Raw genomic sequence first — 26,669 nt, 5'->3', positions numbered from 1 at the left:
CCGCCCGAAACCTCTCGGGCGGGTTATTGTTCCTCCCTGCCAACTCAGGCTATGCTGGACCTTCGACGCGAGACATGGAGGCGCATATGCATCACCCAGAGGTTTACATCGGCACTATCCAACCCTATGAAGGCGGGCGGCCCAGCGGCATTGCCAAGCGTCTGGTGGACGGAGCCGTCAAGCTGACCCCGCTCGGCCTGGAAGGCGACGAACAGGCGGAAAAAAGTTATCACGGCGGGCCAGACCGCGCGCTGTGTCACTATCCCCGTGAACATTACCACCACTGGCGCGAGCAGTTTCCGGCGCAGGCAGAACAGTTCTGCGCACCGGCCTTCGGTGAGAATATTTCTACCCTGGGGCTGACTGAGCACAACGTATTTATGGGCGATATCTTCCGCTGGGGCGAAGCGCTGATCCAGGTCACCCAACCGCGCTCTCCGTGCTTTAAGCTCAACTACCATTTTGATATCGATGACATCTCGGTGCTGATGCAGCAAAGCGGCCGCTGTGGCTGGCTGTACCGCGTGGTGTCTGCCGGTAAAGTCAGCGGCGATCATCCGCTGGAGCTGGTGACACGCAACAGCGATGTCTCGGTTGCCGAAGCCATCCGTATTGCCTGGCATATGCCGTTTGATGAAGAACAGTATCGCCGCCTGTTGTCGGTGGCCGGGCTGTCCGCCAGCTGGAGCAAAACCATGCTGATGCGCATCAGCGAAGGCCATCTTGAAGACTTTAATCGCCGTTTGCTCGGCCGCTGAACAAGACCGCTCGGGCATAAATCCGGGTACCGTATGCAGCGCTAACAGCTTTCATCGACCTATACTGTTCAGCGTCGGTCGTTCCGACCCCCTCTTTCAGGCAGGAGTAAAGTTATGAACACCCCGTCTCATTCGATCCACCACGCGGCAGCCGAGGGCTACCAGGCCAACGCCGATCGTTACGTTAAAGGTCGCCCGGACTACCCACCGGAAATCACCACCTGGCTGCGCGACACTATCGGCCTGCACGCCGGTATGACGGTGATCGATCTCGGTGCCGGTACCGGCAAGTTCACCCCGCGCCTGCTGGAAACCGGCGCGCAGGTGATCGCCGTTGAACCGGTGGCACAGATGCTGGAAAAGCTGTCGGCCGCGCTGCCGCAGGTAAAAACCCTGGCGGGCACCGCGGAGTCGATCCCGCTACCGGATGAGTCGGTCGATGCGGTGGTCTGCGCGCAGTCCTTCCACTGGTTTGCCACACCAAAGGCTTTGGCCGAAATCCAACGTATCCTTAAACCCGGCGGCAAACTTGGCCTGGTGTGGAACATGCGCGATGCGCGTGTGAGTTGGGTGCGTAAGCTGAATCAGATTGTTGACCGTCACGAAGGCGACGCGCCGCGTTTCTACACCGGTGAATGGCGTAAGCTTTTCCCGTTCAAAGGTTTAGATGCGTTGCAGGAGCAGGTGTTTATGCTCGGCCATCAGGGTGCGGTTGAGGATGTGATTTTTAACCGGGTGCGCTCCACCAGCTTTATCGCCGCCTTACCGCCACAGCAGCAGGAACAGGTGATCGAACAGATTCGGCAATTGGTGGCAGAGGAAGGGGAATTACAGGACAAGGACAGCGTGACCGTGCCCTATCAAACCAAGGCGTATTTCACCACCAAGCTATGAAAACCGAGCGCCACATACCCAAAATAATTGGAGTTGCATCAAGGCGGCAAGAGCGAGAGTCCCCAGGAGCTGACTCAAGTCAGTGACTGGGGTAAGCGCTCGCAGCTAACACAGATGCAACTTCAAGTATAACGGGTACCGGTGATCAGAAGGCTTTCTTGGCGTAGCCGGTGACCACTTTCAGGCCCATTTCACGGCCCAGTGCGGTCATCGGGTGCACCACGATCACGCCGCGCGCGTTTTTCTTCAACGTGCCCATGTCCGCCTGTTCTTTCTTGGTGATTTCACGGCTGAACGGCAGTTGGCTCAGCTTTTGCGCTTCAGCGCTCAGCTTCTCAACGCGCACGCCTTTCAGGCGCTCGATTTCCGCTGCCATCTTCTCTTTTTCTTTGGTGTGCTGAGCGATCAGGTCAAGATTGCCCTGTTGGATTACCAGGGTATCTTTGTGCTTCAGTGCGTCCAGCAGGTCGCTAAGGCGCTTGATCTCTGCCTTTTCTATCTCTTTCATGGTTTCTGGCCTGTTGTGCCTGTACGGCACGCTAATCAATGATGACCACATTGTAGCAAAATGCGCGCATGGTTACTCGTCTTGCGCAATGCCCGGCGGCAAGCCACTCATCTCACAGGCTTTGGCACCGACACGCGCCAGTGCCTGGCTGTAACGCGCATTAAACGGATAACAACAGGAGAGCCGCAACGCGGTGCGATAGCGGCCGCTGGGGGAATACAGCGTGCCCGGCGTCAGGCAAATTTGTTCCTCCAGCATCTGGTGGAATAGCGCCACGCTGTCGACCCCGGCCGGGAACTCCACCCAAAAAACAAAACCGCCCGCCGGCTGAGTCGCCCGGGTGCCGCGGGGGAAATGGCGCGCAATCAGCGCCCGTGCCTCATCCACCTGGGCAGCATAGCGTTTTCGCAGGTTGCGCAGATGATGATCGTAGCCGCCGGTTTCCAGGAACATCGCCAGGGTTTCCGACAGCAACTGCGACTCCGACATCGACGACACCGCCTTCAGCTTACGCAATGCCTCGTTAAAGCGGCCGCCGCTAATCCAGCCGATGCGGAAGTCCGGCGCCAGCGTCTTGGTAAAGCTGGAGCAGAACAGCACCCAGCCGTCGCGATCGAAAGATTTTACCGCCGGGGTCAGCGCACCGCCAAACTGAAGCTCTGCATACAGCCCGTCTTCAATCAAAGGCACCTGATGATCGTTCATCAGCCGCGCCAGACGTTTTTTGGCCGCCAGCGGCATGGTGCAGCCTAGCGGATTTTGCACCGTCGGCATGGCGATCACTGCATTCAGCCGCTTCTCGTTCAGCAGCAGTTCCAGCGCGTCCAGCGACAACCCGTGCTGCGGATCGGTAGGGATTTCCAGCGCCTTCAACCCCAGGCTGGCCAGCAGCGGCAGCAGATAAAAATAGGTCGGTGACTCCAGCCCGACGCAGTCGCCCGGCCTGGTGGTCACGCGCAGCGCCAGTTGCAGCGCCTCCATGCAGCCATGAGTCAGTGTGATATCGCCGGGCTCCAGCAGCATGCCCAACGTCATCGAACGCCGGGTGATCTGCTGGCGCAGCCGCAGGCTGCCGGGCGGCAACGCGTACTGGCCAATCAGATTCGGCTGACGGCGTAACTGCGACGAAAGCATTCGCCCCAATTTGCCGCCAGGATAGAAATCAGAGGTCTGCGGGCAGGCCAGCGAAAGGTTGGTGAAGGCCGGGTTCTGCTGGGCGGCGAACACCGTGTCGATCAACGCCAGTACATCGTCCGCCGGTGGCTCTATCCGGCTGCTGGTCGGCAAGGCGGCTTTCAGCGCCGGCAAGGTGTTGCACACATAAAAACCAGACTGTGGCCGTGCTTCTATCAACCCGCGATCTTCCAGCGTGCGGTAAGCCGCCACCACGGTATTGATACTGACGTTATGGGTCTGCGCACAGCGGCGCACCGAAGGCAAACGGCTGCCGGGCAGCAGCGTGCCGCGGCGTATGGCTTCCGCCAGCGTATCCGCCAGTTGCTGATAACGCGTTTCCGGTATTTCATCGAGCAGGGTCACAGTTTGTCTCCAGGCAATGGGCACAGTTTGAATTTGACACAACTGTATCCATGACAATAGCGGGTTTTTGGTTCTGTCACCATCTGTCCGTAGGTTTTATGCTGGTTCCCTCGCTCCTCGGCCTTTTAAGGAACCCTTATGCTGGACTCCGCCTTTATCAGTTATGTCACCGTTATGTCGATCACCCCTGGTCCCAACAACCTGCTGTTGGCATCGTCCGGGGTTAATTTTGGTCTGCGTCGTACCCTGCCAATGGTGTTTGGCATTAGCGTCGGCTGTGCAGTGCAACTGGCTCTGACCACCACCCTGCTGGCCCTGATCCTGAGTTCAGCCGGTATGATTCGCTTTCCGCTGGCGGTGATCGGCTGTACCTACCTGCTGTGGCTGTCATGGAAATTGTTCAGGGCGGCATCGCCGGACGGTAAACAGCAGGCGCAGCCGATGCGCTTAATCAACGGCGCTTTGTTTCAGGCGGTGAATCCCAAAGCCTGGCTGATGGCGATTAACGTGGCCATTCTGTTCACTCCACGCGAAGGGACCAGCCTCAGCCATACGCTGATGATCATTGCCGGTTTCACCGCCCTGAACATTCCTTGCATACTGCTGTGGGCGATATTGGGCGATCGTCTGCGTGATGCGCTGCGCGTGACCTGGAAACTGCGGGTGTTTAATGGCGTCATGGCGGGGTTGATGGCAGCCACGGCGCTGTGGCTGTTATTCGACGAGTGGCGCGCGGCCTTTGCTTAATTGCGGCCGAGCGGGGAAAGCCGGGACGGTTGTTTGGCACCGATGCTGGCAATCAGATCGGTGACCGACAGCACCATAGTCGAACGCAATACCTGCTGATATCGCTGACGCTGCATGGCGATCAGCGATTCGTCCGCCTCTCCAGGCTGCAGGAAGGTGGGCACCGGTGGCAGTGCGGCCACGCAATGCAGTTCGCCAAACGGCCCGAGAATTTCATCATCGACAAAGCGGTATTCCTCCCCATCGTGGTTCAGTTCTTCTCGCATCGCCATCAGCAGTTCGGCATCTTCGTACTCGTGACGTGAAATCACCCCCAGCCCATACATCAGCTTCAGGCGCACCGACAGTTCACCCAATGGCCCGGCACCGGACAATAGCGGTTCGACGGCATACTTCACCGCATAGTCGTCCTTGCGGAACACCTGCACCACCAACACGTTTAGCGCTTCCGCCAGCAGCTCTACCGCCGCGATCAGAAAACTGCGCACCGTCTTGCCTGCGTTCAGTCGTTCCAGAACCTGATTTTCAAATGCCTGTGCTTCTTCCATCGTCGCTTTTCGAATAGCCTGGGTGGCGCCGTCAATGCCGAAGTCGGGGTGTAGGGGCGCAATGGGCTGCGCCCGAAGATTCATCATGCCGAATCTACTTTTGCATGGCGTTATACACAGCAACAGCCTGTTCTACAACCTCACTTTCCGCCGGCAGGCCGGAAATTTGCGCCAGCGCTGCTTTTGGCCCCAGTTTGGCCAGCAGCTCCACCAGCTCTTTGGCCTGCGGATCCTGCTCGCTGCGGTAACTCATGGCAGCAGCAATCCCCTGGATCAGGTTGGCATGCGGCAAACCGTATTCCAGCGTGCCGAGCAACGGCTTGATCAGACGATCACCAGCGCTCAGCTTACGCAGCGGCTGACGGCCCACACGCTCAACGTCGTCGTGCAGATACGGATTCTCAAAGCGGCTGAGGATTTTGTCGATGTAAGCGGCGTGCTTGGCGGCATCAAAACCGTAACGTTTGATCAGCACCGCGCCGCTTTCTTCCATCGCGCCTTTCACCACGCGACGGATCGCCGGGTCGAGAATGGCATCGCGAATGGTCAGCAGGCCCGCCTGTTGGCCCAGATAGGCGGTAATCGCATGGCCGGTATTGAGCGTGAACAGCTTACGCTCAACAAACGCCATCAGGTTATCGGTCAGCTCCATGCCAGCGATTGCCGGTGGCTGGCCCTTGAACTGGGTCTGATCGACAATCCACTCGCTGAAGGTTTCTACCGTCACTTCCAGTGGATCGCTGCTGCCTGCTTCTGCCGGCGGCACAATGCGGTCAACCGCCGAGTCGACAAAGCCGACATGCTGTTCGACCCATGCCTGCTCATCCTGCGGCAAGATATCGAACACGTGCTGTTTTAACTGGCTGGTGCCACGCACCATGTTCTCGCAGGCGATGATATTCAGCGGTTGGCTGTTACCCTGCTGATGACGCTTGATCAGCCCTTTGGCAATAGTCCCGGCAATTTTAGCCAGGATCTGCGGGCCCACGGCGGTGGTCACGATATCCGCTTCGGCGATCAGCGCGACGGCCTCTTCACTGCCGCTGTTCACCGCGCTAACGTTGTTGACCTGCTCGACCCGGGCCTGCTCGCCGACCACGTGAACCTGATAGCTTTTACGGCTGTTCAGCAGGTCCAGCACCGTCTGGTTAACGTCGGCAAAGGTCAGTTCGGCCTGCGCGTCTGCCAGCAGCTTGCCGATAAAACCACGCCCAATATTTCCTGCACCGAAATGTAATGCTTTCATATTCCTACCTTTCTAATGTCGAAGGGTGCAGCAAGCTGCACCCCTTAAAATGATTCTGTTATCCGACTTTTTTGCCGCCCAGCAGATCCAACACTTCCTGCACGCTGGTGGTATTCGCCAGCCGCTCGATGACACCATCGTCATCCAACGCATTGGTCAGGCTGGTGATCACCTGGATATGCTCGTTATTGCGAGCCGCGATACCGATGACCAACCGAGCCACCTCATCCTCTTCATCACCGAAACGCACGCCCTGCGGGTATTGGCAGAACACCACGCCGGTGCGTAACACCCGGTCTTTGGCTTCGATGGTGCCGTGCGGCACGGCGATCGACTCGCCCAGATAGGTGGAGGTGAGTTTTTCGCGCTCCAGCATCGCCGGGACGTATTCCGGCTCTACATAACCACCTTTGACCAGTTGCTCACCGGCGAAGCGGATCGCCTGCTCTTTGTCGCTGGCCTGCAGGTTAAGGAACACATTGCTTTCACTCAGTCGGAACAGGTTTTGCTCGCTCGCTTCGAAGCTGTCGTCCAGCGTGCTGATGACTTTCTGTTGGTTATCGGTGGTTTTGTTAGCCGCCACCAAGCGCTCGGTCAGATCGTTATACAACTTGCTGTCGAGGAAGTTGGTCAGCGAGATATGCTGGGCCTGTGGCGCATGGCGCATCGCGCGCTCGGTCAGGTCACGGTGAGTGATCACCAGATCCACATCGTCCGGCAGGCTGTTGATTGCGCTGTTGGTCACCGAAATGTTCTTCAGCCCGGCATCTGCCACTTTCTTGCGCAGCACACCGGCCCCCATCGCACTGGAGCCCATGCCTGCATCACAGGCAACAATGATTTTACGTACCGTGGTCAGGTCGCCATCCACGGCAGCATGAGTCGCTGCGCCGCCTTTAGACTGCGACTTCATGGCCTGCATGCGGCGAGTCGCCTCTTCCAGATCGTCCTCTTCTTTCACTTTTGAGGTTTTCAGCAGGAAGCTGGCGACCACAAATGACACCAAAAATGCCGCACCGATGGCCGCCAGGTTGGCAAAATAAGCGCCCTTCGGCGTCATTGCCAACACCGCCAGAATCGAGCCAGGAGAAGCCGGAGAAACCAGACCGCCGTTCAACAGGGTCAAGGTGAATACGCCGGTCATACCGCCCAGGATCACCGCCAGCAGCAGGCGTGGGTTCATCAGTACGTACGGGAAGTAGATTTCATGGATACCCCCGAAGAAGTGGATGATTGCTGCACCACCCGCAGACTGCTTGGCGCTGCCGCGGCCAAAGAACATGTAGGCCATCAGCACGCCCATACCCGGGCCTGGGTTGGCTTCAATCAGGAAGAAGATGGATTTACCGGTTTCTGTCGCCTGCTGGATACCCAACGGTGAGAAGATGCCGTGGTTAATGGCGTTGTTCAGGAACAGGATTTTCGCCGGTTCCACGAAGATCGACGCCAGCGGCAACAGGTTGTTGGTCACCATGATATTTACACCGGTAGCCAGGATATGCGACAACCCTTCTACCAGCGGACCAATCGCCATAAACGACAGAATGGCCAGCAACATACCGATAATGCCGGCGGAGAAGTTGTTCACCAACATCTCAAAACCGCTTTTGATCTTGCCGTCTACCCAACGGTCAAAATGCTTGATTGCCCAGCCGCCCAACGGACCGGCAATCATCGCGCCGAGGAACATCGGCATGTCCGCACCGACAATCACACCCATGGTAGTGATGGCACCGACCACGCCGCCGCGATCGCCGCCCACCAACCGGCCACCGGTAAAACCGATCAGCAACGGCAGCAGGTAGGTGATCATTGGGCCAACCAGCTTGGCTAAGGTTTCGTTCGGCAGCCAGCCGGTAGGAATGAATAACGCGGTGATGATACCCCAGGCGATAAATGCGCCAATGTTGGGCATCACCATGTTGCTTAAGAAGCGGCCAAAGTTTTGAACTTTGACTTTGATGTCTGGTGAAAACATAAAACACCCCCCTATTGTTACGCGCTGACAATAGAGCGCGTGATTATTGTTGTAACGGTCCAGCTGTGTTGGTGCTGCCTACTAAATGGACTCTATCACGCTGTTTTTTGCCCGGCGAACCTCCCGAATTTTTGTGATGCAGATCACTAACAACACCCCATTGTCAGGGTAGTTATAGTGATATACGTCACATTTACTCGGTGTAAAAAAAAGACAATGGGCTGAATTCACCCTGAAAACCAATAAAAATGAGATGTAGATCACATTTCAATATTGCGTGTTTGTTTTTAAATTGTGATGTTAGTCACAATTTATTTGTCGGTGGCTACCGAATCCTGGTTTGGGGGCATTCTTCCCTGTGAGCATTCATCCCGTCGGGAAATAGCGGTGCGATGAATGAAAGAAAACTACATATTGGAAAACGATGATTAATTGAAGTGTAGTACAGAAGCGTCGGTCAGGAAGTGAGCAAGCTGTTGGAAAGACTGGAAGGGAAAGCAATGGCGGGAGGAAAATAGCAGAAGCCGCGATGCCGGCTTCTGCGTTTACACTATTACTGGGTAACGCTTGATACGGTTTTCTGTGCGTTCAGTAAATCCTGCTGCTTGGCCACCAGACTCGACATCATGGTGTTGTACTGCGTTGCCTGCTGGGAGGTACGGAACTGCACGCCGTTATTGTTAAAGCTCACCTGATTACCCTGAGTACGCAGGAAATCCCCAACCTGCACCAGATCCTGAACGAAACTGGCGGTAGTAGGAATAACCGGCATCAGCGCATTGGCCGGCCCGGTGACGATCTTGTCATAGGCCTGGTTATACACTGCTTTCAGGTCGTCGGGTTGCTTCAGCGCGGCCCGGGCGGTATCCGCCTGTGACTTGGCTGACTGGATCTGCTGCCCCAACAGGTTCAGCGCCCCAACGGACTGTTGTAGCGTATCACGCTTGCTCATGTAGTCCTGCGCGGTGCGGATCTGGTTAATTTGATCCAACGCCGGCGTCAGGCTGGCATCCAGTGATTTGGACAACTGCTGTGAAAAACCGACCAAAATGGCGTAATCACCGGCATAGTTGCCGAACTTCTGTTTCTGGTCTTCGCTCAGCGTCGGGATTTTCGCGCCGCTGCGCATCACCGTATTCTGTATGTAATCAATGAACGCCTTGCGTTGTTCCGGCTCTTTATCGCCGCAAGCAGTCAATTGCATGACCACCAACAATGCCAATACCGGGGCCAACCAACGCGTGAAATTTCTGCTCTGGATCCCTACCGCCATGTGACATAACTCCTGTTATAAACCTGCTTTTTCATCGGACTCCGTCCCTTTTGCTGCACTCCCTGCGCCTATAAGAATAGATCAACTGAGTGCGATACGATACGCGATTCACCTTTCGGCGGTTATTCTTCGATGAAAGGGGGGCAATGACGAAGTCCTACCCCCCAAGTCGGCGAGCTTTTGGCCGCGTTAAAAGGAACAGGTTTGACACAAAACCGCCTACTGCGGCAACAGCAATAAAAAAGGCGCCCTAAGGCGCCTTCTCACAGCAGAACCGCTTACTGCAGCACGGAGATATCCGCTACCTGCAGGAACAGCTCACGCAGCTTGCTCAGCAGCGTCAGACGGTTCACACGCACCGCGTCGTCTTCTGCCATCACCATGACGTTGTCGAAGAACGCGTCGACCGGCTCACGCAGGTCAGCCAGTTCCACCAGCGCATCCTGATAGTTGCCTGCCGCAAAATACGGCTCCAGCTTATCGCGCAGCACCACCAGGTGGGTCGCCAACTGGATCTCCGCCGCTTCTTTCAATACCGAGGCATGTACACGGTCATTCAGCGTATCGGTAGATTTGGCCAGGATATTGGAAACGCGTTTGTTGGCCGCAGCCAGCGTTGCTGCCGCTTCCAACGTACGGAAGTGGGTCACGGCTTTAACGCGAGCGTCAAAGTCTGCCGGTTTGGTCGGACGACGTGCCAACACCGCCTGAATGGTGTCGACAGCGTGGCCTTCTTCCTGATACCAGGCGCGGAAGCGACCCAGCATAAACTCGACCACCTCGTCGACCACCTTGGCATTGGTCAGCTTGCTGCCGTACAGGCGCACGGCCTCTTCGGTCAGGGTCTGCAGATCCAGCGACAGGTTTTTCTCAACGATAATACGCAGCACGCCCAGTGCAGCACGGCGCAGTGCGAACGGGTCCTTGTCGCCTTTCGGATGTTGCCCAATGCCGAAAATACCGGCCAGGGTGTCCATCTTGTCGGCGATCGCCAGCGAACAGGCCACCAGCGACTCCGGCAGTGCATCACCGGCAAAGCGCGGCTGGTACTGCTCATTCAGCGCAACGGCAACGTCTTCTGCTTCGCCGTCGTGACGCGCATAGTGCATGCCCATCACGCCCTGGGTGTCGGTGAATTCGAAGACCATGTTGGTCATCAGATCACACTTCGACAGCAGGCCCGCACGGGTGGCGTGATTAACATCGGCGCCAATCTGGCCGGCAACCCAGCCCGCCAGCGTCTGAATACGATCGGTCTTGTCGCGCAGGGTACCCAGTTGCTGTTGGAACAGCACGGTTTCCAGACGCGGCAGGTTATCTTCCAGACGTTTTTTGCGGTCGGTGTTGAAGAAGAACTCGGCATCGGCCAGACGCGGACGCACCACCTTCTCGTTACCGGAGATGATTTGCTGCGGATCTTTGGATTCGATATTGGCCACGAAGATAAAGTTCGGCATCAGTTTGCCCGCGGCGTCATACACCGGGAAATACTTCTGATCGCCCTTCATGGTGTACACCAGCGCTTCAGCCGGCACCGCCAGGAATTTTTCTTCGAATTTGGCGGTCAACACCACCGGCCACTCGACCAGCGAGGCCACTTCTTCCAGCAGGCTTTCGCTCAGATCGGCTTTACCGCCAATTTTCTGCGCAGCCAGCTCGGCGTCACGCTTGATCATCGCCTTACGGGTTTCGTAATCGGCGATCACCTTGCCGCGCTCCAGCAGGATCTGCGGATATTGGTCGGCATTGTCGATAGTGAACTCGGCTTCACCCATGAAACGGTGGCCGCGAACAGTGCGGGCGGAATCGATGCCCAGCACGGTGCCCGGGATCAGTTCCGCACCCAGCAGCATCGTCACGGTGTGCACCGGACGCACGAACTGCACCTCGGAATCGCCCCAGCGCATCAGTTTCGGGATCGGCAGCTTGGCCAGAGAATGGCTGACCATGCCTGCCAGCAGCGCTTGCGCGGATTGGCCTTTAACATGGGCGCGATACAGCAGCCATTCACCTTTGTCTGTCGCCAGGCGTTCGGCCTGATCGACGGTAATACCACAACCGCGTGCCCAACCTTCGGCCGCTTTGCTTGGCTTGCCTTCGGCGTCAAACGCCTGGGCGATGGCCGGACCGCGTTTTTCGACTTCGCGATCGGCCTGCGCAGCGCTCAAATCAGCCACTTTCAGTGCCAGACGGCGCGGAGCGGCAAACCAGCTCACTTCGCCGTGCTCGAGGTTGGCGCTATCCAGCTCGGCGGTAAAATTCGCGGCAAAAGCTTCTGCCAGTGAACGAAGAGCCTTCGGCGGCAGCTCTTCCGTGCCGATTTCCACCAGGAAAGTCTGTTGAGTCATGGCTGCCTCTTAGCTCTTGTTCTTTTTGCACATTGGGAAGCCCAGCGCTTCGCGAGAAGCGTAGTAGGCCTCGGCAACGGCTTTGGTCAGCGTGCGGATACGCAGAATATAACGCTGACGCTCGGTCACCGAGATCGCCTTGCGCGCATCCAACAGGTTGAAGGTGTGGCCGGCCTTCAGAATACGTTCGTAAGCCGGCAGCGGCAGTGGTTTTTCCAGCGCCAGCAGCGACTGGGCTTCTTTCTCGTACTGCTCAAAGCAGGAGAACAGGAAGTCCACATCGGCGTATTCGAAGTTATAAGTAGACTGCTCCACTTCGTTCTGGTGGAACACGTCACCATAGGTGGTCACACCCAGCGGGCCGTCGCTCCACACCAGATCGTAGACGCTGTCCACGCCCTGGATATACATCGCCAGACGTTCCAGACCGTAGGTGATCTCGCCGGTTACCGGTTTGCACTCCATGCCGCCAACCTGCTGGAAGTAAGTGAACTGCGTCACTTCCATGCCGTTCAGCCACACTTCCCAGCCCAGACCCCAGGCGCCAAGCGTCGGGTTTTCCCAGTTATCTTCTACGAAACGGATGTCGTGAATGGTCGGATCCAGACCCAGCTCTTTCAACGAGCCCAGGTACAGTTCCTGAATGTTGTCCGGTGACGGCTTAATCACCACCTGGAACTGATAGTAATGTTGCAGGCGGTTCGGGTTTTCACCGTAGCGGCCGTCGGTCGGACGGCGGGATGGCTGCACGTAGGCGGTGGCCATAGGCTCCGGGCCCAGTGCGCGCAGGCAGGTCATCGGGTGTGAGGTTCCCGCGCCGACTTCCATGTCCAATGGTTGAACGATGGTGCAGCCCTGGCGCGCCCAATAGTCCTGCAGTGTCAGGATCAGGCCCTGAAAGGTCTTGGTATCAAACTTTTGCATGTTGAATTCGCACGCGATACAAGTGGATTTAAATGGGATGCGCCAGTATACCCGTTGACCGTAAGATATACAGCCCGAATCCGGCAACAAGTGCGAATCATCAAAGAAGCGCGGTGTTTTTACGCACTGAAATGGGGCAAATGCGCCCGCATGGCACGGTTTCACGCTGCGGACACATAACGAACCCCTGCCCTCCCTGGCCGCCGAGAGTGGCACTAACCTTGCTAGCGTCCTGATAATCAACATTTCAGGAGGTTCGCTGATGACTACCGCCTTAACCGACAGCCGCTATCGCTACCGTATTTTTGCCATGGTGTTCTTTATTGCGTTGATCAACTACGTCGATCGCGGTGCGCTTTCCTTCGCCGCCAACGATATCTCCCGTGAATTCAACTTCAACAAAGCCCAACTGGGTGCCGTACTCGGCTACTTCGGCTTTGGCTATTTGTTTGGTTCGCTGTGCGGAGGCTTCCTGGCCGACCGCGTCGGCACCAAAAAGGTCTGGCTGATCGCCGGGGCACTGTGGTCGCTGCTGGAGATCGCCACCGCCTGGGCGGGTGAGCTGGGGGTAGCACTGTTCGGGGGCTCGGCAATCATGGGTTTCGCCGCACTGCGCATCATGTTTGGTTTTGCCGAAGGCCCGGCCTATGCGCTGATGAACAAAACCATCGCTAACTGGGCACCGCGTAAAGAGCGCGGGTTTTCGCTGGGCATCGGGCTGCTGAGCACCCAGGTGGGATCGCTGCTGACCGCGCCGCTGGCGGTGGGTTTGCTACTGCTGACCGATGACTGGCGCAGCATGTTTATTTTGCTGGGTTTGTTCTCGCTGATCGCCATTCTGCTGTTTGCCCGCTTCTTCACCGACACGCCGCAAGAGCATCCGGAAGTCAACGCAGCCGAACTGGCAGCCATCAGCGCCGATCAGGACGCAGACAGTCAACAACCACGTCTGCCGTGGTGGGCTTTCTTCACCAACCGTACGCTGGTGTTTAACGCCCTGGGTTACTTCTCTTTCCTCTATGTCACCTTTGTGCTGGTCACCTGGGGGCCCAAATACCTGCAAGACACCTTTAATTACGATCTGCACTCGCTGTGGTATGTGGCGATGATCCCGTGGAGTGGTGCCTGTTTCACCGTTCTGCTCGGCGGTCGCATCGCCGATGCGCTGCTGAGACGCTTCGGTAACCTGCGGCTGGCCCGTAATCTGTTTGCGGCAGTCACGCTGCTGCTGACCAGCACCTGCTTCCTGCTGATCCCCTTTATGAGCACGCCGACCGAAATCATTCTGCTGATGACACTGGGTAACGCGCTGAATGCACTGGTGAATAATGTGTATTGGTCGGTGGTGATCGACGTCACACCGAAGGCTTCAGTAGGCGCCTACAGCGGTATGACGCTGGCGATTGCCAATATTGCCTCGATCACCGCACCGATGCTGAGCGGCTGGCTGGCACAACACCACGGCTATGGCGCCATGTTCCTAGCCACCGCCGTGGTGTCTTTCTGCAGCATGCTGTGCATGACCTTGCTGCAGCCGGAAAGAAAGATCGGGGCCGACAGCTCGCTTGTGAACCATAGTGGTATTCAGCACGCAGCGCAGCGATAACAACAAAACCATGAGGCAAGGATGCCGTCAGATTAACGTATGTCGAGTTAAGTTAATTTTGCTACCAGCCGACAATAGCGAATCTATTATCTACGCGATTGATAACATACCGGCAATAATAGTGCTTATAAAAATATCCTCAGGTGAAACATTGCAGGGATAATTAGTAAACAAACGATGCAAAGATTAAAATAATCCTTATCAACAGGAAAGAAACTCTCGATTATAACAAGCATCTATCAATCATTTATCTCTAAGGCTAAAAATTTACTTGCCGACTTGACTCTGGTAGGATTACCTATCGCACATTAACAATGTTGCAAGACGTAATTAAATTTAAAATTCGATTATGGAAGATGTAGAAATGATAGAAGTTTTTGATGTAGATTACAATCTACTGTCGGATAACCGATCGAAAGAATTATTCTCTTTAAGAAAGAGAACATTTAAGGATCGTCTCGACTGGATTGTGAATTGTGAAAATAACATGGAATTTGACGAGTATGATAACAATCATACTACCTATCTGTTTGGCATGTATGACAACATGGTAGTCTGCAGCCTGCGTTTTATAGAAACAAAATATAATAATATGATTACCGGCACGTTTAAATCCTATTTTAACAAAATAGAAATTCCGGAAGGTAATTACATAGAAGCCAGCAGACTCTTTATCGATAAAGAACGTGTGCAGACGTTGAAACTGCAAAATAAACCCATCAGTTCAATACTATTTTTATCAATGATAAATTATGCAAGAAATTACGGTTACCAGGGGATCTATGCCATTATTAGCCACCCCATGCTAATTATCTTCCAAAGATCCGGTTGGGAAATATCTGTGGTCGAGCAAGGACAGTCAGAGAAAAACCAGCGTATCTATCTTATTTATATGCCGGTTGACGATCGTAACCAGCAGATATTGATCGATCGCATCAACTTGGCCCATCCTGGCTTAACTCCGGATCGCGACGCCTGGCCATTAGCCTTCCGCGTCAGGCAGCACGGGTCTTATGAGCTGTAGCTCAACGCCTAGCCTGATAGCATGCTTGGCGTTTGTAACCCCCAGTTTTTTGACAGCATTACCAATATGATATTTTATTGTGGTGAGTTTGATCCCCAGGATTAATGCAATCTCCTGATAGGATTTCCCCATGCTTGCCCAGTAAATTATCTCATTCTCTCGCTTCGAGAATATTTCTTTATTATTCATTTTGTCAAAATAGGTGGGGCTATTGATTTCCTTGTAAAACGTAGTGAGTTTATCATGCGTAGTAATTAACAGCATTTGGAGTTTGTCTTGGTTAGTCGTTATTCTCTCTTCTATATTATCGTCACAATGCTTATCAATCATGATAGATAGCACCACCAAATTATGATTATGATCGTGCAGCACAAATGTATAGCCATTAACTACATTATAATTTTTCGCCATGTCAAAAATTCTTGGCAGCTTTAACCCTGGGTCAATCATTATATTTTCATCCCAAGAGAAAGGTGTAATGCGACGTGAGGCAGTAATCAGAACCGGATCAATAAACTGATAGTTATTATCTGTATAAAACTCAAACCATTCCGTTCTGTTCGAAATTATCGCAAAATTCGCCGGATTTCTTTTATTCATTATGGCATAGGCGTACTTCACATTACTATATTCGCTAAGCTTAGCTTCCAAATCGTTTTTTATGGAGGTGTTAATAATTTCATTATTGAAGAATGAATTTGACACTCAATCGTCTCCTTGAAAAATGAAAGTCCATCATAAATAAAAAGTATAACATAAAAACGACTTATGGCATAACTGAGAAAGCCGCCAAATAATATGATCCAAAAAGATAATTTAAAACGACACTCAACTTTATTTACACAACAAAGTTAATCACGGTGCGTTAATTTAATTAGATTAAAAGCCCGGCTATCATCACCAGAACACTTTGCAAATCTGGGTAAACAAGGAGAAATTCCGATTATTAACTGCCAAAGCATTCAGATGATTGAAATGTTAATTTTAATAACAAAATAAACAAGGGAGCTACATATCCAGGCAGGCATTACGAGTAAATACGAAGAGAAGCAAACCATTCGCTATCAAGGGCAAAAAACCAATAACTTCCTCACCCCATCAAATGACAGGGTGAAAGAAAGAAATTGACAATCAAAATATAGAAAACAATAATATTTAAATATTATTTCCCTGGTGTTGGCCAAATTGGCTATCTGATCCTGATTCAGGATCAGTTTTTTTTTTGTAATGTGTGTCTTGTTTTTCTGGGGTAACAATAAAGTCTTTCAAACTCGAATGATAGTTGTACTAAAGTACAGTCACACGCTGTATTTTCTCATATGGAGAGCGGTGATTACCGCATTATAGCGTTGGTTTCAACCCACCCAGTACCACCAATAAGCCGTAGCAAATCGGTTAATCCCTCATAAATAAACTCGCACTTTTCAGCCATCCATTATCAATATGCTGTCATGCAGATGTCAGGTACGTCATCGTTATAACTACGATTCATTGCACCAATCTGTATCGGTTACGGGCCCGATCTCAGGGCCCTGAGATAGATATCAACCCATCAGAACCGAGCGCTGACGCCGACGTTATACATAAACTGTTCGCCGCTGCTCAGGCCACCGGTCTGTGAAACGGTGGCGAACGCTGCCACCTGATCGGTCAACGGCATGTTCGCCCCCAGCGTCACATCCACCCAGTTTTTATCCTGATTGGCGCTGTCGCGGGTGAAAGAAGTCTGGGTGGATTTCAGCCCGCCGCCAGCCCGGTAAACATCATCACCAAATTGATGCTGATAACTCACCTCGGCGTACGGATTAAACAGGCCGAAGTTGCTGTCCAATCGCCAGCCCAGCGCACCAATCTGCGAATGGTAGGTCTGGTCGTTAAAGCGCATGGCAGTGCTGTCGTTGCCGTCTTCACTGTAACCGGAGACATTGCTGTAATCCCAGGCGAACTGCGCCATCGGACCGGTGGTCAGGTAAGAGGTCACCGGGAAGTCGTAACCGGCGGTGATCCGTGCGCCCCACTGTTTGCCGTCGGTGCTGCCGGTTTCGGTGCGGTTTAACGCCCCAAGCTGCATGCTGCGGCGAATATCATCGTAATCCATCGTCGCGTAATGCAAATCGGCATTCACCCAGCCGTGCTCAAACACATCCAGGGCGGTAAAGGCCGAAAACAGCAGGCCACGCGCCTTATAGTCGTAGCGGCTAGAGGGCTGCTGATCGTCATTGGAGCCGGAAATCAGCGCCCCAATTAACCAACCATCGGTCAACTGGTAATCCACCCCAACCGTCAGATTATGGGTGGTGGCATTGCCGTCACCGGCGGCCAAATTGGAAGAATAGTCATAGTGTTGCCCGGCATAACCGCCGAACACGCCCAGCGCGCCTTGCGGGTTGTCACCATTACGCAGCTGTTGGAAACGGCTGTCGAGGGTGGCGCGGCTGTCGCGCGCCATGGCCGCCGTCGCCTGATTCAGCGCCACCACCTGCGCTGGGCCGTCCAGTACCGCCTGAATGTAATCGGCAATCAGTTGATGCGCCTGCGGGCTGGGGTGGAAATGGTCGGCAAACAGATAGGATTGGCTACTGTCAAAACCCGGCGTGGCAGAACTGCACACGGCGGAAGAGACGCCCGGCGGACAGGCCATACCGGCGGTATTGGTAAAACCAAACTGTGCCGGGTTGGCAATCGCCTCGCTAAACAGTTTGTTTACGTCGACCCGAACGATATTACCGCTGCCCTGCGCCAGCAGGTGGTCTTCGCTCTGGTTGTAAAAATCGGTCAGTTGCCCGGCCTGAGCACTCAGGTTGTCAAAGGCGGCAATCAGCTGTGCCGCAATCGCCTGCTGCACCTGCGGGATCGCACTACCCTGCGCCGCCGCCGCCGTCAGCGCCTGGTGGATGGCCTGGGTACGCGAGTCGTTATCCGGCGTAGCCAGTGAATTAAGGGTGGCGTAGGCCGCCTGTACCGCCGCGTTTTGCACCGGAGTCAGCGCCTGCTGGATAATCAGCTCCATCAGTTGCGGCGTCGAGCCAATATTCGGCACCGTCGGGACGATCACCGTACCGGCACCGGCGTTCAGCAAAGAGTGAACCTGCGCAGCGGCTGCTGCGGCACTGTTGTAGGCCACACCCGGCGCGGTTGTCGGGTTTAACGCCGCCGCCGCCAGATCGTTGCCGCCAATCCAGTGAATATACAGTCCGTCACCGTCAGCCCGGCCATTGACCCGATTGAGATAGCTCTGGACCTGATCCTGAGTGTTATCCGCCGGGTTGAGCGTCGGCACTGCCACGCCACCACCGGCGGCATAGTTGTCGCCCCCGTTGTCCGAGGCCACCAGCGCCGCACCAATGCGCTGCGCCAAAACTTCGTCATACAACAGGTGTTTATTGCTGTCGTAGGTAAAGCGACCATTGTTGCCGGTGTCGCTCAGACTGTCGCCAAAGACATAGAGTTGGTCATAGGCCAGCACCGGGGTGGTCATACTGCATAATATCGCCACTGCAAGCACCGCCGGGCGGGGCATACGAGTTATTTTTAGAGGCATGAATAGACTCCAGAGAGCCAGCAAATGAAGGAAAACCGCTTTATCATTGGCCTTTTTTTAGTGCCGGCCATCTAGTAAATATTGCTGGCTTTTTCGCCACGTCAAGCCGGCTGATGATAAAACAATCAGGGGCTTGCCAAGTTCACCACTTCGGGCGATGCTTACTGTAAATAAACACAGCACAAGGACAGTCATTATGGTCAATGAACGTTGCGGTTGGGTGACGGCAGATCCGTTATATCTCGAGTATCACGACAAGGAATGGGGCGCACCGACCACCGAACCGCGTGAACTGTTTGAAATGCTCTGTCTGGAAGGACAGCAGGCCGGGCTTTCGTGGATCACCGTGTTGAAAAAGCGTGAGAACTACCGTCGCGCCTTCCACAATTTCGATCCGCAGCGGGTGGCAGCCATCAGCGAACAAGAGGTGGAAACGCTACTGCAGGACAGCGGCATTATCCGCCACCGGGGCAAAATCGAAGCTATTATCGCCAACGCCAGGGCCTATCTGGCGATGGAAGCCGCTGGGGAAGATTTCGTCAGCTTTATCTGGACCTTTGTCGACGGCGAGCCATTGCTCAACCGCTGGCAACAACTGAGCGAGGTACCGGCCAAAACCGAACGCTCAGACGCCATGTCCAAGGCGCTGAAAAAACGCGGCTTCAAGTTTATCGGATCTACCACCTGTTACGCCTTTATGCAGGCCAGCGGGCTGGTGAACGATCATCTGACGGGCTGCCTTTGCTACCCAAAGCCGTAGCGATCCGCCCTTGTCAGCCGGTCGATCTGCCGCGGCTGATGGCCCTGTGGCTGCCCAGTACCATCGCTGCCCATCCGTTCGTGAAGGAAAGCTACTGGCTGGAAAGCGCAACGCTGGTACGGGAGAATTACCTGCCGCGAGCGCACAGTTGGGCCTATTGGCATGAAGGGGAGATCGTCGGCTTTATCAGCGTGTTGGATCAACGCTTTATTGGCGCGCTGTTTGTTGACCAGGCGTTTCACGGCCGTGGCGTCGGCCAGGCACTGATGACGCATGTCCAACAGCGCTACCCCCGGCTGAGCCTGGAGGTCTATCAGCAGAATCTGCGCGCCTGCGCGTTCTACCACAAGCAGGGTTTTCAGGTGACCCAGCGCTTGTTAAATGAAGAAACTCAAGCCTATACGCTGATCATGAACTGGGCTTCCCCCGTTTGATTTCTGTCACTTTTGGCTAAAAAAAACGCATCCCGCACCGGGGTGCGTTCAATTCAGATTCCGCTGCATGGTATTCCCCTCCGTTTTGCCGGATAACAGGCGCAGCCCGTGAGCCGCTTATAATTTGTCACGTTTTTTTCCGGAACTGCCGGAGAGGATACGCGTCATAGTAGCGCCGCAATCTGGCATGCCAGGCGGCCAACGGTTTTTTTAGCGTCCCCCAGCTTGGACTGACGCACACAGATTTTGATGCCACAAAGGATAAAACATGAAAAAACGCATTGCGATTATTGCCGGCGCGGTGAGCCTGGCGCTCACGCTGTCAGCCTGTACCACCAACCCATACACCGGGGAATCTGAAGCCGGTAAATCCGGCATTGGCGCAGGGATCGGCGCGGCATTGGGCGCAGGCGTCGGCATGTTGTCCTCGTCGAAAAAAGACCGCGGCAAAGGCGCACTGATCGGCGCAGCAGCCGGTGCAGCACTGGGCGGCGGTGCCGGTTATTACATGGACGTTCAGGAAGCCAAACTGCGCGACAAAATGAAAGGCACCGGCGTTAGCGTGACCCGTCAGGGCGACAATATCGTGCTGAACATGCCAAACAACGTCACCTTCGACAGCAGCAGCGCCACCCTGAAACCGGCGGGTGCCAACACCCTGACCGGCGTGGCCATGGTGTTGAAGGAGTACCCGAAAACCGCGGTTAACGTGATCGGCTACACCGACAGCTCCGGCTCCCGTGCGCTGAACATGACCCTGTCGCAGCAACGTGCCGACGGCGTTGGCAGCGCGTTGATCACCCAGGGCGTAGCGGCCAACCGCGTTCGTACCTCAGGTGCCGGTCCAGATAACCCGATCGCCTCCAACAGCACCGCTGAAGGCAAGGCGCAAAACCGCCGCGTTGAGATCACTCTCAGCCCGCTGCAGTAATCCCGTGCGGGGCGCGATGCCCCGCCGTTTCTTATTCCCCCGGCACTCTGCCATTCAACATTCCGGCTCCGCGTCGGGTGTGTTAGTCTCCTTGGCAATTAACCACAGGGGAGATCGGCTGTGAGCAGTGTTAAGGCAATACGCGCCTCGGGGCGAGCCACCATCAGCGATGTGGCGAAAACCGCCAAGACCGGTAAAACCAGCGTATCGCGCTATTTGAATGGTGAGCAGCACCTGCTTTCTGACGATCTCAAACAGCGTATCGAACAGGCGATCCTCCAGCTCGACTACCGGCCAAGCCAGATGGCACGCAGCCTGAAGGGCGGACAGACGCGACTGATTGGCCTGATCATCGCCGATATCACCAATCCCTACTCGGTGGACGTGATGCGCGGCATCGAAGCGGCCTGCCGTCAACACGGCTTTACCCTGCTGGTGTGTAATACCAATAACGAGGTCAATCAGGAGCAGCACTACCTGCAACTGCTCAGCAGCTACCGGGTTGAGGGTATCGTAGTCAACGCGGTTGGCATGCGTGAAGAGGCGCTGTCGACGCTGCAACAATCGATGCTGCCAATGGTGCTGATCGACCGAAAAATTCACGATTTCGCCTGCGACGTGGTCGGTCTCGACAATCATGAAGCGGCGACGATTGCCACGGAACACCTGCTGCAACAGGGTTTCGAAGCCATTCTGTTTCTCAGCGAGCCGATCGGCACGGTCAATACCCGGCTGGAACGGCTGCATGCCTTCAACCAAACCATGGCGCAACATGCCGGGCTGTTGGCCGAACAGGCCGAAACACCGCTTAACGACGTTAAGCAACTGGAAGCCGTGATCGGTGATTTCAGCACCCGTCATCGCGGCATGCGCAAGGCAGTGATTTCCGCCAACGGTGCCCTGACCTTGCAGGTGGCGCGCGCCATGCGTCGCCTGGGTATTCAGTGGGGCAGCGATATCGGCCTGTTGGGTTTTGACGAGCTGGAATGGGCCGAACTGGCCGGGGTGGGCATCACCACCCTGAAACAGCCCACCTATCAAATGGGCCATGCCGCACTTGAGCAACTGGTGCAACGCATTCAGGGCCTGGGTACACCAATCAGCGAACAAATGTTCCCCGGCGAACTGATCGTGCGCGGCTCTACCACCCGATAATTCCCTTCTCCCCGGCAGGAGCGCGGCTTGCGGCGCTCCTCCAACGCCCTACTCAGACTATTTTTTGCTCAGGTTCGTGATTGCGATCATATTTTTACACTCTGTCGCTTTCGCCTGGAACCGGTACCATTTAACGTGTGGTTAACAGCAGCGGTGGGAATAACACCACCTCAGGAGCAAAAAAATGATCAGAGAAATTATCGTGGTGACCGGTGCCTACGGCACCGATACTGTCCAGCAGCTCGGCGGCCAGGCCGCTTTACTGCCGATCATCGCCGGTGCAGGCGCCGACGGCGTAGAAATCCGCCGCGAACTGTTCACTGCCCAGGAACTACAGAACCTGCCGGCATTGGCTCAGGCCATTGAACAGCAGCACCTGTTCGTCGTTTACTCCGCACCAGAAGCCCTGTTTACCCCACAGCATACGCTGAACCCCAACCTGCCGGCGCTGCTGGCGGAAGCCCAGACGCTGAACGCACGCCAGTTAAAATTATCCCTGGGCCACTACCAGCCGGGCTTCGATTTTACCGAACTGAAAGTGGCCCTGGAGCAGCATCCGGTCAGCCTGGTGGTTGAAAATGACCAGACCCCGGACTGCGGCATTTTGTCGCTGCTCAATGCCTTTTTCCACGCGGCGGAAGATAACCGTTTGCCGGTCAGCATGACTTTCGATATGGCCAACTGGCACTGGGTGGGGCAAGACGCCTTCGCCGCTGCCGAGCGTTTGGCTCGCCACGTCAGCTATGTCCACGTTAAAGCCGCCACCCATGGCCTGCGCGGTTGGCGCGCCGTGGCGCTGGATGACAGTGACGGTAAATGGCGTGAGCTGCTGACCCGCCTGCCACTGGATGCGCCACGCGGCATTGAATTCCCGTTGCAGGGCGACAGTCTGGAAGAGGTAACCCACTACTACGTTAACCTGTTGCGCGCGGAGTAAAACATCATGACCATGCTGACAAGCGCGCATAGCGCACAATTGGACGTCGTCACTCTGGGTGAAGCCATGGCCATGTTCGTGGCAACCCAAACCGGCGACCTGGCGGAAGTAGAAACCTTCACCAAGCGCATTGCCGGTGCCGAGCTGAACGTGGCGATCGGTCTGGCACGCCTGGGCCTGAACGTCGGCTGGGTCAGCCGCGTCGGCAACGACACTTTCGGCCGTTTCACCCTGCAACAATTGAAAAAAGAAGGCATTAACGCCCAGCAGGTGACGGTAGACGGCCATTACCCGACCGGTTTTCAGATCAAATCTAAAACCACCGATGGTACCGATCCCAGTGTGGAATATTTCCGCAAAGGCTCGGCAGCCAGCCATCTTTCAGTGGACGATTTCAACCGCGATTACTTCGGTTCCGCTCGCCATCTACACCTGAGTGGCGTGGCCGCGGCCCTGTCCGGCCAGTCGCTGGCGCTGTGTCACCACGCCGCACGTGAAATGCGGGCGATGGGCAAAACCATTTCGTTTGATCCCAATTTGCGTCCGGTGCTGTGGTCCAGCCAACAGGTGATGATCGAACAGCTGAATAAGCTGGCGTTTGCCGCCGACTGGGTGCTGCCGGGGCTGAAAGAAGGGCAAATCCTCACCGGCCAATCAACGCCGGAAGGCATTGCCGATTTTTACCTGGAACGCGGCGTACAGGCGGTGATCATCAAAACCGGTCCGGACGGCGCCTGGTTTAAAACCGCGGCTGGCGATCAGGCGACTGTCGCGGCCGTCAAAGTCAGCAACGTGGTGGATACCGTGGGGGCGGGAGACGGTTTTGCCGTCGGGACCATTAGCGCCCTGCTGGAAGGCAAAACGCTGAAACAGGCGGTGCAACGCGGCAACAAAATCGGCTCGCTGGCGATCCAGGCGATCGGTGACAGCGAAGGCTTGCCGACCCGCGCGGCGTTGGCTGAATAAATATAACAAACATAATCGGTTAACCGACTTCTCTGCATGACGTGTACCTCTGGCCCTACAACCAGGACGCGTTGAGAGAACACTGAGGAATCTGAACATGAACAAAGCGACTCTCGCGGCTAAACGCTGGTGGTACATCATGCCCATCGTGTTTATCACCTACAGCCTGGCCTATCTCGACCGAGCCAACTTCAGCTTTGCCTCGGCCGCCGGCATCAATGACGATCTGGGCATCACCAAAGGCATGTCATCGCTGTTGGGCGCGCTGTTTTTCCTCGGTTATTTCTTTTTCCAAATCCCCGGTGCTATCTATGCCGAACGCCGCAGCGTTAAAAAACTGATTTTCTGGTGCCTGATCCTGTGGGGTGCCTGCGCCTCACTGACCGGCATGGTCAGTAATATCCCCATGCTGGCCGCTATCCGCTTTATCCTCGGCGTGGTGGAAGCCGCGGTCATGCCGGCAATGCTGATTTACATCAGCAACTGGTTCACCAAATCAGAACGCTCACGCGCCAATACCTTCCTGATCCTCGGCAACCCGGTAACGGTGCTGTGGATGTCGGTGGTTTCCGGCTACCTGATCCACGCCTATGGCTGGCGTGAAATGTTTATCTTTGAAGGTATTCCGGCGGTGATCTGGGCCTTCTGCTGGTGGGTACTGGCCAAAGACAAACCGGCGCAGGCCAAATGGTTGAACGATGATGAAAAGCTGGCCTTGCAGCAGCAGTTGGAAGAAGAACAAAAAGGCATTAAAGCGGTACGTAACTACGGTGAAGCCTTCCGCTCACGCAACGTGATTTTGCTGTGTGCACAGTACTTTGCCTGGAGTATCGGTGTGTATGGCTTCGTGCTGTGGTTGCCTTCGATCCTGCGCAGCGGCATGCAGATGGGCATGGTGGAGGCCGGCTGGCTGTCGGCGGTGCCTTATCTGGCGGCCACTATCGCCATGATCCTGGTATCCTGGGCCTCGGACAAAATGCAAAACCGCAAGCTGTTCGTCTGGCCACTGCTGCTGATCGGCGCGCTGGCATTCTTCGGCTCCTACGCCGTCGGTGCCAACCATTTCTGGGTCTCTTACACCCTGCTGGTGATTGCCGGTGCCGCCATGTACGCCCCTTATGGACCCTTCTTCGCCATCATTCCTGAAATGCTGCCGAAAAACGTCGCCGGTGGCGCCATGGCGCTGATCAACAGTATGGGGGCGCTGGGCTCCTTCTTCGGCTCGTGGTTTGTCGGTTACCTGAATGGCGCTACCGGCAGCCCGGCAGCTTCTTATATGTTTATGGCCATTGCCCTGCTGGTGGCGGTGGTGCTGACGCTAATCGTCAAGCCCGCTCGCAACGAGGCCCAACCACAACTGGCTTAGTCTCGTTATAATTTATTTTCTGTTGAATATACCCAATGGATTTCAGGCTGCAGCTAGGCGACAAACGAACTTCCCCCAGGCGCTTACTTAAGTAAGTAACTGGAGGAAGTTCGAGCAGTTAACAACGCTGCAGTCTGAAAGACGAAGGGTATTGCTGGAGTTCGTGATGAAGCCTTCTATCGTTTTATACAAAAGCATTCCCGCCGACCTGCGTGAACGTCTGGAACAGCACTTCACCGTGCACGCCTTCGACGGCCTGAACCCGGATAACCGCGATGAGCTGCGCCAGACGCTGCAACAGGCGGAAGGGATCATCGGTTCCGGCGGTAAAATTGATGAGGCTTTCCTGCAGCAGGCACCCAAACTGCGTGCGGCCTCAACCATCTCCGTCGGTTACGACAATTTCGACGTTGACGCGCTTAACTCCCATAACGTGCTGCTGATGCATACCCCGACCGTGCTGACCGAAACCGTCGCCGATACCATCATGAGTCTGGTGCTGGCAACGGCGCGCCGGGTAGTGGAAGTGGCCGAGCGGGTGAAAGCCGGCGAATGGCAGGGCAGTATCGGGGCCGACTGGTTTGGCGTCGACGTGCACCATAAAACCATCGGCATCCTCGGTATGGGGCGGATCGGGCTGGCACTGGCACAACGTGCGCACTTCGGTTTCGGCATGCCGGTGCTGTATAACGCACGCCGCACTCATGAAGAAGCGGAACAACGTTTTAACGCCCGCCGCTGCGATCTGGATACCCTGCTGGCCGAATCCGATTTCATCTGCATTACGCTGCCGCTGACCGATGAAACCTTCCATATGATCAGCCGTGAACAATTAGCGAAGATGAAAAAGAACGGCATTCTGATCAACGCCGGTCGTGGCCCGGTGGTGGACGAAGCGGCACTGATCGAAGCGCTGCAAAACGGTACTATCCACGCTGCCGGGCTGGACGTGTTCGAAAAAGAGCCGTTGGACGTGTCTTCACCGCTGCTGACTCTGCCAAACGTAGTGGCGCTGCCGCATATCGGTTCTGCGACCCATGAGACCCGCTACGGTATGGCCGAATGCGCCGTCGACAACCTGATTGCCGCATTGACCGGCACGGTCAAAGAAAACTGCGTTAACCCGCAGCTACTGAAAAAATAGTCATGAAGGGCGGCAGTGGCCGCCCATTTCGTTCCATCCCTC

Annotated in this window: 23 protein-coding genes; 13 read left to right on the top strand and 10 right to left on the bottom strand. The window is 55.4% G+C overall.

Annotated features, from left to right (window positions below; genetic code table 11):
- Positions 1-86 precede the first annotated feature (86 nt).
- Together yiiM and OC597_RS22525 are read left to right on the top strand one after the other, a co-directional pair.
- Positions 87-758: a 6-hydroxyaminopurine reductase gene (yiiM, locus tag OC597_RS22530; protein WP_262210548.1), complete on the top strand. Its 672-nt coding sequence runs from the start codon at positions 87-89 to the stop codon at positions 756-758.
- Between the two features lie 114 nt (positions 759-872).
- Entirely contained in the window at positions 873-1,652 is a 780-nt protein-coding gene (locus OC597_RS22525) for a class I SAM-dependent methyltransferase (RefSeq protein ID WP_219015056.1), read from the top strand.
- Between the two features lie 145 nt (positions 1,653-1,797).
- Here the strand turns inward: OC597_RS22525 and OC597_RS22520 are convergent, their stop codons facing one another.
- Positions 1,798-2,160 (bottom strand): YibL family ribosome-associated protein, encoded by a 363-nt coding sequence (locus OC597_RS22520; protein WP_085115205.1) that lies wholly within the window; start codon positions 2,158-2,160, stop codon positions 1,798-1,800.
- 72 nt (positions 2,161-2,232) lie between these two features.
- Positions 2,233-3,699 carry an aminotransferase-like domain-containing protein gene (locus tag OC597_RS22515; protein WP_262210545.1) on the bottom strand — a complete coding sequence of 489 codons (1,467 nt, stop codon included), beginning with the start codon at positions 3,697-3,699 and terminating at the stop codon, positions 2,233-2,235.
- Between the two features lie 138 nt (positions 3,700-3,837).
- Here OC597_RS22515 and OC597_RS22510 point away from each other — a divergent pair, with 138 nt between their 5' ends.
- Positions 3,838-4,446, top strand: a complete 609-nt coding sequence (locus OC597_RS22510; RefSeq protein ID WP_261285691.1) for a LysE family translocator — start codon at positions 3,838-3,840, stop codon at positions 4,444-4,446.
- Here OC597_RS22510 and OC597_RS22505 read toward each other — a convergent pair.
- The 6 genes from OC597_RS22505 to glyQ form a co-directional block, all read right to left on the bottom strand.
- Complete coding sequence (locus OC597_RS22505) at positions 4,443-4,994, bottom strand: MltR family transcriptional regulator (RefSeq protein WP_262210573.1); 552 nt, start codon at positions 4,992-4,994, stop codon at positions 4,443-4,445. The two genes, OC597_RS22510 and OC597_RS22505, sit on opposite strands and share 4 nt — an antisense overlap.
- Before the next feature lie 94 nt (positions 4,995-5,088).
- On the bottom strand, positions 5,089-6,240 hold the full coding sequence (locus OC597_RS22500; protein ID WP_262210543.1) for a mannitol-1-phosphate 5-dehydrogenase: 1,152 nt from the start codon (positions 6,238-6,240) through the stop codon (positions 5,089-5,091).
- Between the two features lie 58 nt (positions 6,241-6,298).
- Positions 6,299-8,218 (bottom strand): PTS mannitol transporter subunit IICBA, encoded by a 1,920-nt coding sequence (locus OC597_RS22495; RefSeq protein ID WP_262210541.1) that lies wholly within the window; start codon positions 8,216-8,218, stop codon positions 6,299-6,301.
- Positions 8,219-8,771: 553 nt separating this feature from the next.
- On the bottom strand, positions 8,772-9,491 hold the full coding sequence (locus tag OC597_RS22490; RefSeq protein WP_261259962.1) for a DUF3053 domain-containing protein: 720 nt from the start codon (positions 9,489-9,491) through the stop codon (positions 8,772-8,774).
- Positions 9,492-9,769: 278 nt separating this feature from the next.
- The gene (gene glyS / locus OC597_RS22485; RefSeq protein WP_262210540.1) at positions 9,770-11,839 is read right to left on the bottom strand and encodes a glycine--tRNA ligase subunit beta; all 2,070 of its coding nucleotides are present in this window, start codon (positions 11,837-11,839) and stop codon (positions 9,770-9,772) included.
- A gap of 9 nt (positions 11,840-11,848) precedes the next feature.
- Entirely contained in the window at positions 11,849-12,763 is a 915-nt protein-coding gene (gene glyQ / locus OC597_RS22480; RefSeq protein WP_012004542.1) for a glycine--tRNA ligase subunit alpha, read from the bottom strand.
- A gap of 262 nt (positions 12,764-13,025) precedes the next feature.
- Here glyQ and OC597_RS22475 point away from each other — a divergent pair, with 262 nt between their 5' ends.
- Both OC597_RS22475 and OC597_RS22470 read left to right on the top strand, forming a co-directional pair.
- The gene (locus tag OC597_RS22475; protein ID WP_262210538.1) at positions 13,026-14,369 is read left to right on the top strand and encodes an MFS transporter; all 1,344 of its coding nucleotides are present in this window, start codon (positions 13,026-13,028) and stop codon (positions 14,367-14,369) included.
- Positions 14,370-14,733: 364 nt separating this feature from the next.
- Entirely contained in the window at positions 14,734-15,393 is a 660-nt protein-coding gene (locus OC597_RS22470; protein WP_261285769.1) for an acyl-homoserine-lactone synthase, read from the top strand.
- Here OC597_RS22470 and OC597_RS22465 read toward each other — a convergent pair.
- Entirely contained in the window at positions 15,352-16,098 is a 747-nt protein-coding gene (locus tag OC597_RS22465; protein WP_262210536.1) for a helix-turn-helix transcriptional regulator, read from the bottom strand. The genes OC597_RS22470 and OC597_RS22465 overlap by 42 nt on opposite strands.
- Before the next feature lie 847 nt (positions 16,099-16,945).
- Positions 16,946-18,934: an autotransporter outer membrane beta-barrel domain-containing protein gene (locus tag OC597_RS22460; RefSeq protein WP_261259984.1), complete on the bottom strand. Its 1,989-nt coding sequence runs from the start codon at positions 18,932-18,934 to the stop codon at positions 16,946-16,948.
- 196 nt (positions 18,935-19,130) lie between these two features.
- Here OC597_RS22460 and OC597_RS22455 point away from each other — a divergent pair, with 196 nt between their 5' ends.
- The 8 genes from OC597_RS22455 (at position 19,131) to ghrB (ending at position 26,627) form a co-directional block, all read left to right on the top strand.
- Entirely contained in the window at positions 19,131-19,694 is a 564-nt protein-coding gene (locus tag OC597_RS22455; RefSeq protein WP_261259985.1) for a DNA-3-methyladenine glycosylase I, read from the top strand.
- Positions 19,670-20,128: an N-acetyltransferase gene (locus OC597_RS22450; RefSeq protein WP_261260068.1), complete on the top strand. Its 459-nt coding sequence runs from the start codon at positions 19,670-19,672 to the stop codon at positions 20,126-20,128. Before OC597_RS22455 ends, OC597_RS22450 begins: the two co-directional genes overlap by 25 nt.
- A gap of 268 nt (positions 20,129-20,396) precedes the next feature.
- A complete protein-coding gene (locus OC597_RS22445; RefSeq protein WP_085115192.1) occupies positions 20,397-21,059 on the top strand; it encodes an OmpA family lipoprotein in 663 nt (220 codons plus the stop codon).
- 138 nt (positions 21,060-21,197) lie between these two features.
- Positions 21,198-22,214 (top strand): LacI family DNA-binding transcriptional regulator, encoded by a 1,017-nt coding sequence (locus tag OC597_RS22440; protein ID WP_261260070.1) that lies wholly within the window; start codon positions 21,198-21,200, stop codon positions 22,212-22,214.
- 184 nt (positions 22,215-22,398) lie between these two features.
- Positions 22,399-23,151 (top strand): sugar phosphate isomerase/epimerase family protein, encoded by a 753-nt coding sequence (locus OC597_RS22435; RefSeq protein WP_262210534.1) that lies wholly within the window; start codon positions 22,399-22,401, stop codon positions 23,149-23,151.
- A 6-nt stretch (positions 23,152-23,157) separates the two neighbouring features.
- Entirely contained in the window at positions 23,158-24,117 is a 960-nt protein-coding gene (locus OC597_RS22430) for a sugar kinase (RefSeq protein WP_261259988.1), read from the top strand.
- Between the two features lie 97 nt (positions 24,118-24,214).
- Entirely contained in the window at positions 24,215-25,483 is a 1,269-nt protein-coding gene (locus OC597_RS22425; RefSeq protein ID WP_112349451.1) for an MFS transporter, read from the top strand.
- Positions 25,484-25,649: 166 nt separating this feature from the next.
- Complete coding sequence (ghrB, locus tag OC597_RS22420) at positions 25,650-26,627, top strand: glyoxylate/hydroxypyruvate reductase GhrB (RefSeq protein WP_262210532.1); 978 nt, start codon at positions 25,650-25,652, stop codon at positions 26,625-26,627.
- Positions 26,628-26,669: the final 42 nt, after the last annotated feature.

It is taken from the genome of Serratia proteamaculans, from assembly GCF_946227095.1.
Classification (GTDB): domain Bacteria; phylum Pseudomonadota; class Gammaproteobacteria; order Enterobacterales; family Enterobacteriaceae; genus Serratia; species Serratia proteamaculans_E.
Note: the sequence above shows the minus strand (reverse complement) of the source record. Positions and strands in the feature narration are given on the sequence as shown.